Annotated in this window: 12 protein-coding genes; 11 read left to right on the top strand and 1 reads right to left on the bottom strand. The window is 66.7% G+C overall.

The window, feature by feature from the left end; translation table 11 throughout:
• The 3 genes from AC6LJ9_RS07345 to AC6LJ9_RS07335 all read left to right on the top strand — a co-directional run.
• Positions 1-2,812 (top strand): YadA family autotransporter adhesin (locus AC6LJ9_RS07345; RefSeq protein ID WP_498147038.1); only part of this gene is annotated, 2,812 nt, incomplete at its 5' end.
• Positions 2,734-3,042, top strand: coding sequence for a helix-turn-helix domain-containing protein (locus tag AC6LJ9_RS07340; RefSeq protein ID WP_498147037.1), 309 nt, complete (start codon positions 2,734-2,736; stop codon positions 3,040-3,042). The genes AC6LJ9_RS07345 and AC6LJ9_RS07340, both read left to right, overlap by 79 nt.
• Before the next feature lie 2 nt (positions 3,043-3,044).
• On the top strand, positions 3,045-3,398 hold the full coding sequence (locus AC6LJ9_RS07335; protein WP_498147036.1) for a hypothetical protein: 354 nt from the start codon (positions 3,045-3,047) through the stop codon (positions 3,396-3,398).
• Positions 3,399-3,438: 40 nt separating this feature from the next.
• Here the strand turns inward: AC6LJ9_RS07335 and AC6LJ9_RS07330 are convergent, their stop codons facing one another.
• Positions 3,439-4,050 (bottom strand): glutathione S-transferase, encoded by a 612-nt coding sequence (locus tag AC6LJ9_RS07330; RefSeq protein WP_498147035.1) that lies wholly within the window; start codon positions 4,048-4,050, stop codon positions 3,439-3,441.
• A 738-nt stretch (positions 4,051-4,788) separates the two neighbouring features.
• On the opposite strand from AC6LJ9_RS07330, the gene AC6LJ9_RS07325 reads away from it, so the two are divergent.
• The 8 genes from AC6LJ9_RS07325 to AC6LJ9_RS07290 are packed head-to-tail and all read left to right on the top strand — an operon-like array spanning position 4,789 to position 17,298.
• Entirely contained in the window at positions 4,789-5,505 is a 717-nt protein-coding gene (locus AC6LJ9_RS07325; protein WP_498147034.1) for a hypothetical protein, read from the top strand.
• A gap of 5 nt (positions 5,506-5,510) precedes the next feature.
• Entirely contained in the window at positions 5,511-7,199 is a 1,689-nt protein-coding gene (locus tag AC6LJ9_RS07320; protein ID WP_498147033.1) for a hypothetical protein, read from the top strand.
• Positions 7,180-8,136, top strand: coding sequence for a class 1 isoprenoid biosynthesis enzyme (locus tag AC6LJ9_RS07315; protein WP_498147032.1), 957 nt, complete (start codon positions 7,180-7,182; stop codon positions 8,134-8,136). Before AC6LJ9_RS07320 ends, AC6LJ9_RS07315 begins: the two co-directional genes overlap by 20 nt.
• A gap of 15 nt (positions 8,137-8,151) precedes the next feature.
• Positions 8,152-11,301: an SAM-dependent methyltransferase gene (locus AC6LJ9_RS07310; protein ID WP_498147031.1), complete on the top strand. Its 3,150-nt coding sequence runs from the start codon at positions 8,152-8,154 to the stop codon at positions 11,299-11,301.
• Positions 11,302-11,343: 42 nt separating this feature from the next.
• Positions 11,344-11,667 carry a hypothetical protein gene (locus AC6LJ9_RS07305; protein ID WP_498147030.1) on the top strand — a complete coding sequence of 108 codons (324 nt, stop codon included), beginning with the start codon at positions 11,344-11,346 and terminating at the stop codon, positions 11,665-11,667.
• The gene (locus tag AC6LJ9_RS07300; RefSeq protein WP_498147029.1) at positions 11,664-12,467 is read left to right on the top strand and encodes a cupin-like domain-containing protein; all 804 of its coding nucleotides are present in this window, start codon (positions 11,664-11,666) and stop codon (positions 12,465-12,467) included. Before AC6LJ9_RS07305 ends, AC6LJ9_RS07300 begins: the two co-directional genes overlap by 4 nt.
• Complete coding sequence (locus AC6LJ9_RS07295) at positions 12,464-14,494, top strand: AMP-binding protein (protein WP_498147028.1); 2,031 nt, start codon at positions 12,464-12,466, stop codon at positions 14,492-14,494. Before AC6LJ9_RS07300 ends, AC6LJ9_RS07295 begins: the two co-directional genes overlap by 4 nt.
• Positions 14,491-17,298: a phospholipase D-like domain-containing protein gene (locus tag AC6LJ9_RS07290; protein WP_498147027.1), complete on the top strand. Its 2,808-nt coding sequence runs from the start codon at positions 14,491-14,493 to the stop codon at positions 17,296-17,298. The genes AC6LJ9_RS07295 and AC6LJ9_RS07290 overlap by 4 nt, the downstream gene beginning before the upstream one ends.
• Positions 17,299-17,320 lie beyond the last annotated feature (22 nt).

The following is a 17,320-nucleotide window of genomic DNA, read 5'->3' as shown; positions in this document are numbered from 1 at the left end:
CACCGCCAACACTGCCGCCATCGCGCAGAACCGGACCGATATCGCCGGCAACACGACGGCCATCAACAACGTCACCAATCGCGTGACCACCGTCGAGGGCAGCCTGTCCAGCCTGCAAACGCAGATCGTCAACGGCACGGCGGGCCTGGTGCGCCAGGACGCCACCACCGGCGCCGTGACCGTGGCCGGCGCCACCGGCGGCACCTCCGTCAACATGGCGGGCACCGCCGGATCGCGGACCGTGACGGGGGTGACGGCCGGCGCGCTGAACGCGACCAGCACGAACGCGGTCAACGGCTCGCAACTGTTCCAGACCAACGCCAATGTCACCGCCAACACTGCCGCCATCGCGCAGAACCGGACCGATATCGCCAACAACAGCACGGCCATCTCCAGCCTGGGTAACCGCGTCACGACCGTCGAGGGCGGTCTGTCCACCCTGGGCGGACAAATCAACCAGGCCACCACCAACATCACCAATCTGCAGCAGCAGATCACCAACGGCACGACGGGCCTGGTGCGCCAGGACGCCACCACCGGCGCCGTGACTGTGGCCGGTGCCACCGGCGGCACCTCGGTCAGCATGGCCGGAACGGCCGGCTCGCGCACCGTGACCGGTGTCACGGCCGGCGGCCTGAGCGCGACCAGCAGGGATGCCGTCAACGGCGGACAGCTGTTCCAGACCAATGCGAACGTCGCGGCCAACACTGCCGCCATCGCCCAGAACCGGACCGATATCGCCGGCAACACGACGGCCATCAACAACGTCACCAATCGCGTCACCACCGTCGAAGGCAATCTGTCCAGCCTGCAAACGCAGATCACCAATGGCACGACCGGCCTGGTGCGCCAGGATGCCGCCACCGGCGCGGTGACCGTGGCCGGCGCCACCGCCGGCACGTCCGTCAGCATGGCCGGCACCGCCGGTTCCCGCACGGTGACCGGCGTGACGGCCGGCGCGCTGAACGCGACCAGCACGGATGCGGTCAACGGCGCACAACTGTCCCAGACCAATGCGAACGTCGCCGCCAACACCGCCGCCATCGCGCAGAACCGGACCGACATCGCCAACAACAGCGCGGCCATCACCAGCGTGGGCGGCCGCGTGACCATGGCCGAAGGCAATATCACCAACCTGGGCGGACAGATCAACCAGGCCAACACCAACATCACCAATCTGCAACAGCAGATCGTCAATGGCACGACCGGCCTGGTGCGCCAGGACGCCGCCACCGGCGCCGTGACCGTGGCCGGCGCCACCGGCGGCACCTCGGTCAGCATGGCCGGAACGGCCGGCTCGCGCACCGTGACCGGTGTCACGGCCGGCGGCCTGAGCGCGACCAGCACGGACGCGGTCAACGGCGCACAGCTGTCCCAGACCAATGCGAACGTCGCGGCCAACACCGCCGCCATCGCCCAGAACCGGACCGATATCGCCGGCAACACGACGGCCATCAACAACGTTGATAACCGGGTGACGACGGTCGCAGGCAATCTGACCAACCTGCAAACGCAGATCACCAACGGCACGACGGGCCTGGTGCGCCAGGATGCCGCCACCGGCGCCGTGACCGTGGCCGGCGCCACCGCCGGCACGTCCGTCAACATGGCCGGCACCGCCGGTTCCCGCACGGTGACCGGCGTGACGGCTGGCGCGCTCAACGCAGCGAGTTCGGACGCCGTCAACGGCGCGCAGCTGTCCCAAACCAATGCGAACGTCGCGGCCAACACCGCCGCCATCGCGCAGAACCGGACCGACATCGCCAACAACGGCACGGCCATCGCCAGCGTGGGCGACCGCGTGACGACCGTCGAGGGCAACCTGTCCACCCTGGGCGGACAGATCAGCCAGACCACGACCAACCTGACCAACCTGCAGACGCAGATCATCAACGGCACGACCGGCCTGGTCCGCCAGGACGCCACCACCGGCGCGGTGACCGTGGCCGGCGCCACCGCCGGCTCCTCGGTCAGCATGGCCGGCACCGCCGGCTCGCGCACCGTGTCCGGCGTCGCGGCCGGCGCCGTCAACGCGACCAGCTCGGATGCGGTCAATGGCTCGCAACTGGCCCGGACCAATGCGAACGTGGCCGCCAATGCAACGGCGGTCGATGCCGTCACGGCCGTGGCGTCCCAACAGAGCGTACGCATCGCCGCGCTGGACCAGCAAATGACGCAGATCCGCGGGGCCGGCCAAGAGTTGGCGCGCCATACCGCGGCGATCACCACTGACAATGCCAGCCCTGTCAGCCGTGCGACCGTGGCCCAGGGCAGCCAGGGCAACGCCGTCGGCTCGGGCGCCAGCGTCACCGGCCAGGGCGGCGTGGCCCTGGGCAACGGCGCCAGCGCCAGCGCGGCGGGCAGCGTGGCGCTGGGCTCGGATTCGGTGGCGGACCGCGCCAACAGCGTGTCGGTCGGCAGCGCCGGACAGGAACGCCAGATCACCAATGTGGCGGCGGCCTCCTCGGCCACCGACGCGGTGAACCTGGGCCAGGCGCTCGATCTTTCCCGCCAGTCCGGCGGTCAGGCGGTGCAACGGGCCAATGCCTACACGGACAGCAAGATCGGCCAGCTGCGTTCAGAGGTCAACGCCGGCGTGGCTTCCGCCATGGCCATGGCCGGACTGCCCAGCGCCGCGATTCCGGGCAAGAACATGCTCTCGATGGCCGCGTCCACCTACGAGGGACGCTCCGCCATGGCGATCGGCGTTTCCGGCGTGTCGGGCAACGGGGTGTGGGTCTACAAGGCCTCGGGCTCCACCACGACGCGCGGCAAGCTCGGCGGCACCGTCGGCGCGGGCTTTCACTGGTAAGTCCCGCCGGATATCCCGGGCCTGCCGGGCGCGGGCGGCGCGACTGCCGCTGGCGCCCGGCCCTGGCTCCATCTTGCCCAAGCCTTCCAGGCGTCGCTGAGACAGGTGCATATCGTGTGCCGGTCAGGCAACTCGCCAGGCGCTGCGGTTATTCAGATCCCGGCCCCTTCCGCAAGATATTCAAGCGTCACTTCGGCGCCCCCCCTGCAACGTACAGAAGGCAGCAATAGAAATGGACACGGGACTGCTGACAGAATCCGCTGCCAACAACATCAGGCTGCGCAGGCGCGGCTATCGCCTGGAGAGGCCCGAGCCCATCCAGGCGTTGATGCGCACATACAACTGGACGCTGCTGCGCGCCTGGCGCAGCTGGCTCTCCTACTCGCAGGACGTCATGGCGATCCGTCTCGGAATGGCGCCCGCCACCTACGCTCAACTCGAGCTAGGGACAATCTCGCTGTGCGAATGGACCGAGTCGGAGATCGCCTGCAGATTGGCCAGTCTGGCCCCTCCCCTGGATGCGAGACGCGCGGGGCTCTCCGCATGGAGACTGCGCGCAGGGATTCCAGACGGTCTGCTGCCTTGAACATCCGGAAAGCGCCGGGCAGCCTCTGGACAGGCTTGCTTCAATCGTGCGGAAACGCCTGGAATGCCGGCAACGCTTCCGCCTGATCGGAGAGCCGCGCCAGCCCGGGATGGCGCTGCGCGTCGACCGATCCCGGCAACAAGGCCTGCGTGAACCTCCACGCGACCGCCGCCGTCACGGCGAACTGGCCGACCTTCTTCAAGGGCAGCGTCGGCGTCCATGTCTTGTGCAAGGCGGTCTCAAGCGTCGCGTAGGCCGCGTCCAATTGGCCCTGCACGCGGGCCACCCAGGGTTCGTGCTGCTTCTCCGCCGGACGCAGATTGCGTTCATAGACGATCTGCACCGTCTTCTCGCAAGCCGCCAACGCCAGCCCGATGACGGCCGTGGCCTGGCGCCGCTGCTCCAGGGAATCCGGCATGAGCGTGCGTCCGCTGGCATGTTCGGCGTAGTCGATGATGAGCGTGGAATCCATCAGTACCGTGCCGTCGTCCAGCACCAGCGTGGGTGCCTTGACGACCGGATTGATGGCCTTGAATTCGTCGAAAGTGCTGAATACGGACAGCGGCAGGTGATCGAAATCGATGCCGAGCAGGCGCAGCGATATGGCGGTGCGCCGTACATAGGGGGAATCCAACATGCCGATGAGCTTCACGTCTACTCCGAGTGGTTGACAGCCTGGGGCGCCCCTGTGAATGGGCGGACGGCATCATCGCATGTCAACGTCGCGACGCGCCAAGTCGCAGCTTACTCCCACCTCCTGTTGCCTGCCTGAATGCGGAAATCCGATTATCTCGGCGTGCGCCCGCATATCCGATTTCATTCCAATTCATTGAAAATCCATAAATCGAAAAATTCCTAAGGTCACATCCTCACGGCTCAGTGCGGCCAACACATCGGTACGTGCATATACTCGCCAGATGGCAAATCGCCGGGCTGGCCTGCATTTTAAAAGCATGTATATGCCAATAATTGCGCCTGCCCGCCGGCGGTCGTGGGACATGCATTTCCCATTGCTGCGGGACATTGCATGGAAATGTCAACGCACCAAAGCGCACTCTGCTTTTCCGCCACATGGCGGCAAGGAAGCACGGCTCAAATATTGGGCCATCCCGGCGCTGCATTCATGGCAAAGTCTGACCGATATAAATCCGCAATAAATTCGAAATACAAAACACATATAAATGTCTACAGTCGCCTTGCCGCGATTCAGGGCATTCCCTAGCCGTCGATTATTTTCTCTTGCTAAATATTTTTCTTGCGAGCATTATCGGTGCCTCGTCGCAAAACCAGGCCATTATTCGATTGCTTCGGTATATAAAATCGAACGCTGTCCATTATTGCGCCCGACGTGCCTGCAACGATTCCAGAAGTCTCCCGCCTTCAAAAGAGCATGCCGATGAACGATACAAATTCGCAATCGACAGTGGGCCTCTTGAATGTCGATGCCGCCTCGGAACAGGATGATCGCTGGCTGTCCGGCTTGATGCGCGGGTGGACGCGCGCCATTGAGTTGCGCGACTGGAACGGGTTCAAACAGATGCTGAACCTGGACGAAATCTACTATTTCGGCCAGCCGACGCCGCTGGAAGATGCCGTACAGACGCTGCAGAACCAGTTCAAGAACGCCTGCGACATCGAAATCAACCAGCGCCAGATCGGCAACAAGATCCTGCGCGACGGCAGCCGTCGCATGTCCTTCGCCCTGGACCTGTACTGGACCGCGCTGCCGGACTGGCAGGAACGCCAGGAGCACATCGTCGTGCATGCCGTCCTGCGCGCCAGCCGCGCCACCTGGGTAGCCGAGCAGCTCGTCATCGACCGCAACCTGGATGTCGACGGGAATGCGCCGGTCGCGCGCGCCACCGCGCCCGGAGACATCCCGGAACCTATCAGCCCTCAGGCCGGACAGGCGCAACCCCTGGGGCATGGCGGCCCCGCGCTGGAGGCCGCCGTGGACGCGAAAGCGCTCTACTTCGTCAACCCGGACACTCGCCAGGCCGCGGTCGCCGCGCCCTCGCATCCGCCACCAGCGGGCAAATCACGTCACGTCGTGTACATGCCCGTCATCATCGACGGCGAAACACTGCAGGCCATCCTCGGATCCTGACCTCCATGCGCACCGCCACGGCCGCGCCGCATTGCGATGCCATCCATGCGGCGCATATCGCGCGCGTGACCGTCGAGACACTGGTCGGCCGCCCGCTCAGCCACGCCAACACCCCGTTCGTCGACGCCTGCCTGCGCAATCTCGGCATGCTGGCGGACCGGCTGGATGGCTTACGGGGTTCGCTGGCCGCGCCGCATGGGGCGCAGGCCGCTGATCTGGCGCGACAACTGCGGGCGGTGGCGCTCGCTCCGGGGCAGGACGCGATCCACGCCTGCGGGCACTACATACGCGAGTCCTTTGGCCTGTATGCCGGACTGATGCGCGTGGACCGACCCCGCACCGATGCCCCTGCCGATCCGCTGCGCGGCATGCGCCCGCGCGCGATCGTCGTGGCCATCGGCCCGGGCCTGGGCATCGGCGACGAGATCAAGCTGAGGCCGCTCTTGCAGCGGCTGGAGCGGCACTTCGCCGTTCCGGCGGATGCGATGCACGTCTTTTCGTACTGCCCGGCCATCTGGCGCACCCTGCAGGGCGACTGGCGGACAGGCGATCTCGGCAGCCAGCCCATGGCGGCGTTCGATCGCCTGACTGCATTGCGCGGCGCCCATCCCGTGGCCGGCCAGGTGCTGATGGTCTTCTGCAACTTCCTACGCCGCAACGGACTGCGCACCATGCTGCCCTACGAGGACTGGCACGACGTGCTGGACATCTCGGTCGGCTCGGGCGAGATCTCCATCCACCGTCACGGACAGCGATCGGAGATGCACTGGTGCGGCATGGACCTGGATCATCCTTGCCTGAGCCGTGCGCTGCATCGGATGGGCCGCCACATCCTGCCGCGCGGCGATGCGCCGCTGTCCACGGCCGCGCCCTCGCCGGCCCGCCGGCCTTGGACGCGCGGCGCGCCCTTCCGGATGTTGATCAGTCCGTTCACGTCCAAGCGCTCGCCGCACACCGCCCACGACTGGGCCGAATGCGTTGCCGCCATGGCGCGCGCACTGCCCGGACGGCGTCCGGTGCGCTGCACGGTGCTGCCCGGCCTGACGGCGCAGTGCCGCTCGCATGCGCAGGACATTGCCCGCCTGGTCAGCTATCGCCTGAACGGCCGCGGCCACGCCGAGCTTGCCCATCCCGGCGGCCTGTTGCTGACCGCGGACAACGCCATGGGCTACGTCGCCGGCGAACTGGCCAGGTCCGACCTGCTGCTCGGTATTGACACGTATACCGCCCACTTGGCGGCCGAGACGGGCACGCCGTCCATCGCCCTGTGCCTGGAACACAACCCACGTTTCTGGGCGCCCTCCCCCTGGACGTTCTGGTTCAACCTCCAGACCGGGCCACAAAGCGTAATGCAAGCCGCCCGCGCCGTCACTCGGTTGCTGGATCCCGAAGCCCGCGCCGGCCTGCCCTTCGCCGGACTGGCTCACGCCGCGTCCAGGCTGGCGCAATCCGGTGGCCTCGGCGCCGCCAACACGGTGGCATTGCTGGACCAGGCTTGGCAGGCCCTGCCGCAAGGCGTGCAACGCGCGCTCGAACGGCTGGACGACCGCTATTCGTGGCCGCTGCGGCGGCCGCACTTGCAGGATCACAACTCGCCGCACGAGCGGGACCTGCTGTCGCGTTCCAATTTCCTCAGGCTGCTCGGCCTGGCGGCCCCCTCTCTGTGGAGCAACGATGATCACGCTGCCCATTGATCTGCTGGACGCGACGGTGCGCGCGCGCGCGGCCGCGCATGCCGAGCGCCACGGCGCGGGACTGCGGGATTTCCGCCTTCGCGTCGAGGCCCAGTTCCAGGTGGAAGTGGCGCGCACGCGGCAGGCGTTCTCGGCCGACGCCACGCGCGCCGGCGCCGCCGCCTTCGTCCAGCATCTGGGCGGGTACGTCGGCTGGCTCGGATGGTCGAGCTGGTGCGCCAGCCATCTGGCCATGCCGCTGGGACTGAGCGGCGACGCCGACACGCGCCGCCTCGCGGCTGCCATGCTGGTCTATGCCGGCCCACGGGTCATGGACGACGCGCTGGACAACCACCATACCTATAAGGGCAAGCGCACCACCCTGGTCGGCGCGCTGGCCCAGAGCCACCCTCAGCTCGACGACGGCCAGCGCCGCGCCTATGCCATGCTGGCCGGCACCTGGATCATGCTGGCGGGCATCGAGCGCCTGCATCGCCATGCTGGGGAAGCGGCCGCGTTGACCACGCTCAGGATCTGCGAGCGGATTCCGCCCGGCATCCTGCTGGAGGGAATGGGCTCGGGCCAGGCCAATCTGGCCGAATACCAGGAAATCCTGCAGATGAAATCGATCTGGTACGACGAGATCCTGTACCGCAACCTCCTGGACCCCTGCCCGACGCCGCTGCGAACGACCGTGCTTCAGGCCACCGCGCACCTGTCCCGGCTGGCCCAGTACCTGAACGACATCGTCGACCATGACGCCGACGCGTCCGCCGGCCAGCCGAACCTGTGCACCTGGGTCTGCACGCCCGACGACATCCTGGATATCTGCGCGCAGGAAGTGTCGGCCATTCTGGCGCTGATGGAAGACCTGCCCGAGGAGGTTGGCGACGCATTGGCCGCCTCGTTGAACGATACCCACCGCGCCGCGCTACGCCTGAACGAAACCCAACCCTAGTCTCGGGAGCCGAGCATGTCCCTTGGATATCCTACCCGCAGCGAAGCCGATTCCGCGTGGATGGAACTGGCCCATCAGATCTATGCCGACATTCCGTCATTGAGCGACACCGCCGCCCGCGAACCGGCGACGGCAACCGGCGAGCTCACCATCATCGGATCCGGCATCGGCGTCATGGGCTTCACCCGCGACGCCGAGCAATACATCGACGACGCCGATCACGTGGTCTTCTGCGTGGCGGATCCCGCGACACAGGTCTGGCTGCGCGACCGACGCCCCGACGCCATTGATCTATTCGCGCTCTACGACGACCGCAAGCCGCGTTACCACACCTACATGCAGATGACCGAGGCCATGCTGTACCACGTGCGGCGGGGCAAGCGCGTGGCCGCGGTGTTCTATGGCCACCCGGGCATCTTCGTGCTGTCGACACACCGCGCCGTGGCGATCGCGCGCCGCGAAGGGCATCGCGCGCAGCTGCGGCCCGGCGTCTCGGCGCTGGACTGGCTTTGCGCCGACCTGGGGATCGACCCCGCCTACCCCGGCATGCAGACCTTCGAGGCCACCGACATGCTGTTGCGCCGGCGCGCCATCGACCCGGGCTCGCACGTGGTCCTGTGGCAGGTCGGCCTGATCGCCGAGATGGGATTTCGCCGCCGCGGCTTTCACAATCGCCGCTTCGACTATCTGGTCGAGTATCTGCGCGGCTACTACAAGCCCGATCACAAGATCGTGCACTACATCGCGTCCCGCTATCCGACCCTGCCGCCGGTAATCGAGCGCTACACACTGGACGAGCTCCTGAATCCGGAGGTTCACGCCCTGATCACCGGCATCTCCACGTTCTATGTTCCGCCTGCGCAGGCGCGCGCCGTGGACGTGGACTTTGCCCGCGAAGTCGGCCTGATCCAGCCAGGCCAGCATGTCGGCAAGCCGCGCCTGTCGCGCCCGCTGGACCGCTACGGCCCGCGCGAAATGCGCGCCATCGCGGCGCTCAAGGACTTCCGCCCGCCGGCCGACTACCACTTCCAGACCGACACGGCAGCTGCCCGCTTCTTGCTGGCCCTGTCCGAACAGCCCGAACTGCGCCGGCGTTTCGAGGCCAATCCCGAGCACGCCCTGACCTCGTTTCCCGGTCTCAGCGCGGAAGAATGCAAGCAGTTGGCCAGCCGCCGCACCGCGCGCACCCAGCGGGCCGCGCGCGGCGCCGCCGTCAGCATCTCCCCCGGCGAGCAGTTCGTGGTCGACCTGGAGACCAAGCCCGCCGTCGCCAACCAATGGATGCAACTGCTGAACACGGCCGTCAAGGCCAGTCCCAAGAACTGGCAGCCGGTCGAGGACTGGCTGTCGCAGAATTACCAGGGCCTGGCCCTGGCCGATGTGTCCGACGCGGTCGCCAGCACCCAGGCCTGGCTGCTGCTGATGTGGAACGGCGTTTACGCGACCAGCGGCAACCAGCCGCAGGCCTTGTTCGTGATGGCCGGCGCGCCGGGAGACGGCGTGGACACCAGCACCGTGACCAGCGGCACGGTCTATCTCAATGCCTCGCCGCTGTTCAAGGTGTCGTTCTCCGGCGGCCAACTGACCTTCAGCCAGAAGGACGGCAATCCCTGCAATGGCTCGCTGACCTTCGCCAATCCGGGCGCCTCCACGCCGCAATCGGTGTCCGGCATGCTCTGGCAGGACAGCCAGGGCAAGCCCGCGTCGAACAACTTCACGGCCACGCTGCAACCGCTGCCCAGCAATCCGCTGTCGGTCTGGACCGGCGAGTACACCACCGTGTACACGGACAATCAACAGGCGGGGCCTGGGGTCGCGGTCTTTCTGCCGTCCACGGCCAATCCGTCTCCGGCACTCTACATCGACGGCCAGGAGATCAGCGGCACCACCTTCGTCAACCCGACCATCACGTGGTCGGGAGGACAGCTCAGCTTCGCGCTGAACGCCAGCACCACCGGCGCCCTGACCGTAAGCGGCAACATTGCCGGACGCGCCATCACCGGCAACACCGTGGCCAGCAGCGCGACGGGCTTCGCGGGCCAGTACGCGACCCAGCTCGTGGTGTCCGTCAAGGGCGCGAACGTATGGCAGCCGTTCTATCAGCTGGGTTTCACGGCGCCGGCCAGCGGCTCCACGACCTGCACGGCCTGGCTCGGCGCGCAGTCCTTCACCGCCCAGTTCTCCAACCGCCAGCTGACCTGGAGCAACGGCCCCTCGCAGATCCCGAACGGCCAGCTGTCGCTATCGGTGAACGCGCTGACCAATGCCGCCTGCTTTGTCGGGGTTACCTGGGCCAACGGCGCCACCAAGCCAACGTCGCCGAACTTCCAGGGCATCGCCTCGGCCAACTCCCCGGCCAACTTCGTCGGCAACTACAACACCACGCTGGACCAGCAGCCTGCACAGGTCCTGAGCATCGGCGGCGATCCCAATTGCATCCAGGTGACCTACGGCTCGGAGAAAGTGACCTACAGCTTCTTCACGGGTCAGCTGAGCGGCACCACGCCCAGCGGCTTGAAGCTGAACGCCGTATTCAAGTACGTGACCCAGGGATCGCACACCCCGCCGCAGTACGTCACGGCCTTCACCGGCACGCAGACCATCAACAGCGCCCAGCACCAATGGGACTCCAGCCAGCTCAGCAACGACGCCCAGCAATGGCTCGGTACGTACAGCACGTTCCTGGTCGACCCCGGCAACGGCAGTCTGACCGCCGGCGGGCCGACGCTGAAGCTCTCGGGGACCGCCAGCGCCTTCACCGTGCAGATCACCGCGAACGGGTCCACCACGACGCTGCAGAATCCGAAGTACCAGATCACCGGCAACACGCTGTACTGGTCGGGGGAGAACGTCAGCGGCGACAGCAGCTACAACAACGGCGCCATCTCGTTCTACCTCGATCCGCGCAAGCAGCAGCGCGCCTTCAAGGGAATCTTCTACGCCAACAAGCCCGCGCCGACCGCGATCAACTGGTATGGCACGCCTGCGGGCAATAACCCCAACCCGCCCTCGCCCGGCTTTCCGTGGTGGGGCTACCTGCTGATCGGCCTGGGCATCGCCGCCCTGGGCGTGGGCGGACTGTTGCTGTGGCGCGCCCGGGCGAGTGGCTACCAGCGGCTCGCGACCGAGGACAGCATCGAAATGTGGGAAAAGAAATGTCAATGACGCCCGCACGCCCCTAATCTGACTCATAGCCCGGACACTGACATGGCGAACACTCGACTGTTGGAAGGCGGTACCTGCCAGGACCTGGAAGACGATTTCGACGAACAATCCGAAGAATTCGACAATGCATCGGACGATGCCAGCCTGAACAATCCAGAAGAGCTGGATATCGGCGACGATGTCGAGATTCCGGACGATCCCAACGTGGACGTCGACGTGGACGCCGATGTCGAGGCGGACATCGAGACCGAGGTCGACGTCGATGTCACGCTCGAGATGTTTCTGGAGGAGGATCTGGAACACACCGAACCCGGCATCGACTTCGTGACCGGCGCGGATGGACTGGACGGGGACGAACGTCCATGAGCGCCTATCCGGCCAAGATCCAGCGGTTGATGCGGACCTGGCGGGGCCCCTTCGACAGCGTCGAGATCCTGGAGCGCGCGCATACGCCGGACGAGGAGATTCTCGCGCACTTCAACGGCGCGGCCCGGCCCGTCGTGGTGCGCGGCTACCTGGCCGGCACCCCGCTGGCCGGCATCACCTTCGAGGACGTGCGGGCCAGGGCGGGCGCGCTCATGCTCGACCCGCGCTGGAAGCCCTCGCACATCTACAACACCATCGACAGCAGCGCCAATGACGCGCGGATCAGCCTGGACGACTATCTCGCCGCCGCTGTCCTGGGCGAGACGGTGCGCCAGGATCTCTACGTCCGATTCCGGAACCTGCGGGTGCCGCTGGAGTTCCGCAACGCGCTGGGCCTGCTGCGGCCGGCCTTCCTGCGTCCGCACGAGGTGCACCTGCCCTGCATCTGGATGGGCGCGGCGGGCTCGTGCTCCAACCTGCACACCGACCCGCAGGACAATTTCGTGCTGTGCGTCATCGGCCACAAGCGCTTCTGGCTGCATCCGCCCAGCGCGCTGCCGGACATCCAGGCCGAATCGGTGATGGGCAGCGCGTTCCTGCGCAGTCCGCTTGATCCCCGAGAGGCCGACCATCCGGTGCCCACCGTGGCCCTGGATCTGTACCCCGGCGATCTACTGCTCTTGCCCATGGGCTGGGCCCACTTCGTCGAATGCCTGGCGCCTGCCTTTACCTACAACTACTGGCTCGACCCGCGCGAAACGCCGTTCTTCGAGCGAGCCAGCACCGGGACGCGGCAATGAACCCAACACAGTCGCTGGACGCCCTGCTGGACTGGCGCGCCGAGAACCAGCCCGATCTGCCCGCCTTCGGCTTCATGGACAGCAGGCTCGACATCGTCGACACCGACAGTTACGCCACCCTGGCCCTCGCGGCCCGCCGGGTCGCCGCCGCCTTGCGCACCGCTGGCGTGGCGCCCGGCGCGCCGGTGATCCTGGCCTGCGCGCCGGGCCTGGATTTCGTCCGCGCGTTCTATGGCATCCTGCGCGCCGGCGCGGTGGCGCTGCCCACGCAGCCGCCTACCGAAAAGAACGCCATCGTCAGGCTAGAGCACGTGGCCGCCGGCAGCGCGGCCACCTGGGGCATCGCCACCCGGGCGACGCTGGCTACACTGGATCCGGCATTGCAGCCGGCATCGCTGCGCTGGCTGGCGGTAGAGGATTGCCTGGCCGGCCCGCCCGATACAGGCCCGTCCGGCAACCGGCCGGATGCCATCGCGATCCATCAATACAGTTCCGGCACGGTCGGCGTGCCGCATGGCGTGCGGATTTCCCATCACAACCTGCTGCACAACAGCGAGCTGATCCGCCGCGCGTTCGTGCATACCTCCAAGCAGCGCGGACTGGTCTGGCTGCCGCCCTATCACGACATGGGCCTGATCGGCGGCATCGTGCAGCCGCTGTACGCCGGCTTTCGCACGACGCTGATGGCGCCACGCACTTTCCTGCGCTCGCCGCTGAACTGGCTGCGCGCGATCACGATGACCGGCGCGACCACCTCGGGCGGCCCCAACTTCGCCTACGAATCCTGCCTGGCGGCCTCCGACGACGAGATCGAGCGCGCGAACCTGGACCTGAGCCGCTGGCTGGTCGCCTTCAATGGCGCGGAAACCGTCAACCCGGCCACGCTGCGGCAGTTCGCCACCCGGTTCCGCCGCTTCGGCTTCCGCATGGCGTCCTTCACCAGCTGCTATGGCCTGGCGGAGGCGACCCTGATCGTTTCGGCCAGCAGCCATCTGCACAAGCCGTCCCTGCTGGACGTGGACCGCAACGCGCTGGCCGCCGGCCAGATCCGGCTGACGACCAAAACCGACAGCGAACACCGCAGACTGGTCGGACTGGGCACGCCCTTGCAGGCGGTGCGCGTCATCAAGCAGGACGGCAGCGAGGCATCGCCCTATGACGTGGGCGAGATATGGGTGGCCGGGGACAGCGTCGCCGAACCCGTGGGCGACGAGGATTCCGCCTTCCACGCACAGTTGCCGGACGATCCGGCCCAGTACGTCAGAACGGGCGACCTGGGCTTCGTCTACAAGGGCGAACTCTACGTGGTGGGCCGCAGCAAGGCCATCGTCATCGTCCGCGGCCGCAATCATCACGCCGAGGACATGGAAGCCAGCTGCCGGGCGCTGGAACCAGCCCTGGCGCAGATGGGCGCGGCCGCTTTCGGCGACGACGAGGCCGGCATCGCGGTGGTGCTGGAAGTCCCTCGCCGGCATCCCGACATGCCGGGCCTGCTGGAGCGGGTTCGCGGCGCGCTGGCCGAGCAGCACGGCATCGCCGTCGACGAGGTCGTGCTGGTGCGCGAACGCAGCCTGGCGCGCACGCCCAGCGGCAAGATCCGGCGCAGCGCCGTGGCGGCCGCGCACCGGGCCGGACGCCTGAGCCCGCTGTCGTCCTGGCGCGCGCACTGCCAGGAAACGTCGCGCACCCGCCCGCCCCTGCCTGCCATGCCGGCCCTCGCCAGCCTGCCGCGCGAGACGGCCCTGGAGCAGATCCGCGACTGGCTGGCCGCGCTGCTGGCCGCGGAACTGAACATGCAGAAGGCGGACATCAATCCGGACACCCATTTCGGCGTGTACGGACTGGACTCGTTCGCCGCCGTCAACCTCGCCATGCACATCGGCGACCAAGCCCGCGTCGATCTGGAGGCCACCTTGTTCTGGGACTATCCCAATTGCACGATGCTGTCCGAGTTCCTGGTGGACCCGGCGCGGTTGGGGGCCGCCGAGCTGGCCGACGCCGCCCTGGCGACGGGAGCCGAGGCATGACGGCCCCCACCAATGTTCTGGCCATCGGCGACAACCGGGGCAACCTGGCGTTCGCCGACAGCGCCACCGGCGCCGTCCTGGGCACGGTCACCCTATCGCGCGGCTACCTGTCCGCGCCCGGACTGGCCTGGAACGGCATACTCTACGCCGGGGAAAGCACCACCCAGTCGACGACGCTGCTGCACGCTTACGACCCCGCCGTGTCGCCGGTCGCCGACGGCTGGGCCAACACCGTATCGGTGAGCGGCAGCGTGGATGCCACGCCGGTGGTCATGGACGGCGTCCTGTGGTTCGCCACCAGCCAGGGCAACCTGGTCAGCGTCAGCAACCCGCAAAGCGCGTCGCCCGTGCTGGGCACGCCTGTCTATGTCTGCGGCAGCACGGCGCCGGGCAAGGTATCGGCCCTGCTGTCGACGGGAGACCATCGCACGCTGGTGCTGGTCACCGCCAAGGGTCTGTTCGGCGCGGCCGTGTCCGGCACGACGGCAACAGTGCTGTGGTCCACCCTGGGCGGGGTGGACCTGACGGTCGTGGCTCCCGCGCTGCTTGGCAACCAGCTGTTCGTGGCATCGGGATCGACGCTGTATGAAGTGACACTGGCGCCCGGCGGCATACAAGCGCCCAAGGCCATCGAAGCCGAAGCCGCCATCGGCGTGCTGATCCCGTTGGACCAGAACCGCCTGCTGATGGGTAGCGTGAATGGCGCCTACGTGCTGCTTGATACCGTAAATGAACAGAGCCTGGGCCGCTTCACCCTGTCCAGTAGCGCGGGCGCGGTGCCGTGGACGCGAGAACTCGGCCACAGCCTGCTGTCGTTCGCGACCAATGGCACGCTCACGCTCAATACGGTCAGTGTCGATCCCGACGGCACGCTGGACCCGACCCTGGCGTGGCATATGACCAGTCTCTCCAGCTTCATATCGCCACCCGTGCGGATTGGCGGGCTGGTCGCCGGCATAGGGACGGACGGCAAGCTCTACACCTACGATCTGCAGGCGCAAAACACCGTGCTGTCCGGCGCGGCCGTGCTGGCCAGCGGCGCTTCCTCGGCCGCGATGACCGCCATGGAGGTCATCCAGCGCCCGAACAACGCCAGCGTGACCTTCCTGCTCGACGGCGAAGAGTACTTCCCGACGATGCGCAACGTCTTGATCGCGGTGCTCAACGGGTCATTCGCCACGCCCGCCAGCCTGCCCGCTGATGTCTCGTTCGAGGGCCTGATCAAGGCCATCGGCAGCGCCGGCAACAACGCCTACGTCATGATGTGGAACACATCCATCGCGTATGCGATGACCGACATCGGCAACTGGGCCAACACACAGATCGCCACGACGCTGGGCGCGGTGCTCTTCCAGAAGCTGTTCGATACCAACGGCGCATTCAAGGGCGACCATCGCCTGAACGCCCAGACCGCGCTGGGTCTCAAGGGGGCATCGAATGTGTCCGTCTATCTGGAAAACTACCAGGCGCAATGGCCGAACTGGTATCCCTTGCCTGCCGAACTCGGCTCGAACCACCAGAAGATCGTGATCGCCAGCGTCAACGGCACGCGCATCGCCCTGGTATCCGGCTTCAATACGATCACGCCCTCGTACTACGACAGCAAGGCCCACACCATGCTGGACCAGGGCGGCAACTACGACGGCGCCAGCTGGCACGATACCGGCCTGGCCCTGACCGGCCCCGCCGTCGATCTGATCGAAGCCGAATTCGACCGCCGCTGGTCCAAGGCCAACAGCAAGCCCGCGCCGTCCGGCAATACCTATGTGAAGGTGGCCAACTGGATGATCGCGCGCAACTCCATCATTGGCCCGGCCGGCACCCCGCCGGCGTATGTCTCGCCGCTGCCCTCGACCCCGCAGGTGCCCACGCAAGTGGCCATCACCTGCAACGAACGCATGGACCTGAGCGGTTCGGCCTCCAAGCTCCGGGCGCTGCTGACGGACGTGCACCAAATCCTGGACCAGCTGGTCGCCAACATCAACAAGGCCACGTCCTACATCTACTTCGAGAACTTCACCTTCACGTCCTCCGAGATCGTGGCGGCGCTGGCGGCCAGGCTACGCTCCCAGCCAGCCAGCTTCCGCGTCATCGTCATGGTGCCTCACCCGACCGTGAGCGAGTACCGCGACGACTTCACAATCGAACAGGGACAGTTGAAACTGATCCGCTATGCCTATGCCGCGCTGAAGCTGGCTTCGCAGGACTGGGACTACTACGCGCTGCAGGCCGGCGACATCATCACGAATCAGGACGCCACGTCGCTGAACTTCGATCCGCGCGGCATCGAATACACCACCGTGACCTTCACCAAGGGCGGGACAACGCGCCGGGTATGGATACACGAGGTCTGGAACATCCACGACAGCGCGACGCAACCGCAGGTCTGTTTCTGCTCCCCGGCGCGCTACTTCGCCACGCCACCGTCCGACACGGGCAAGGCGCTCCAGGGCCAGCCGGCCAACTACCGCGGCATCTACGTCCATTCCAAGCTCGCCCTGTTCGATGACCGCGTCGCGGTGGTGGGCAGCGCCAATTTCTCGCCCCGCAGCCTGCGCATGGACGGCGAAATGAGCATCTTCATCAACGATTCCGCGACCGCCCTGGGCATCCGCCAGCGCCTGTTCCAGCACTGGGGCATGACGACGCCCTCGGCCTGGTGGAACGACGCCAACAGCTATGCGACAACCACGACGAACAGCGTTGGCGTGCTGCCGCTGCGCTACAACGCGCTGCCCCAGAAGCCGGTCAGCTACACCTGGTCGTTCCTGACGACCTTTGTCGACCCCTCCCAATTCCTATGAGCCCCGCCGCTTGAAGGAGCGC

The sequence above is a fragment of the Achromobacter sp. 1011811831 genome, from assembly GCF_059760905.1.
This window is presented reverse-complemented; position numbering and strand designations above follow the sequence as displayed.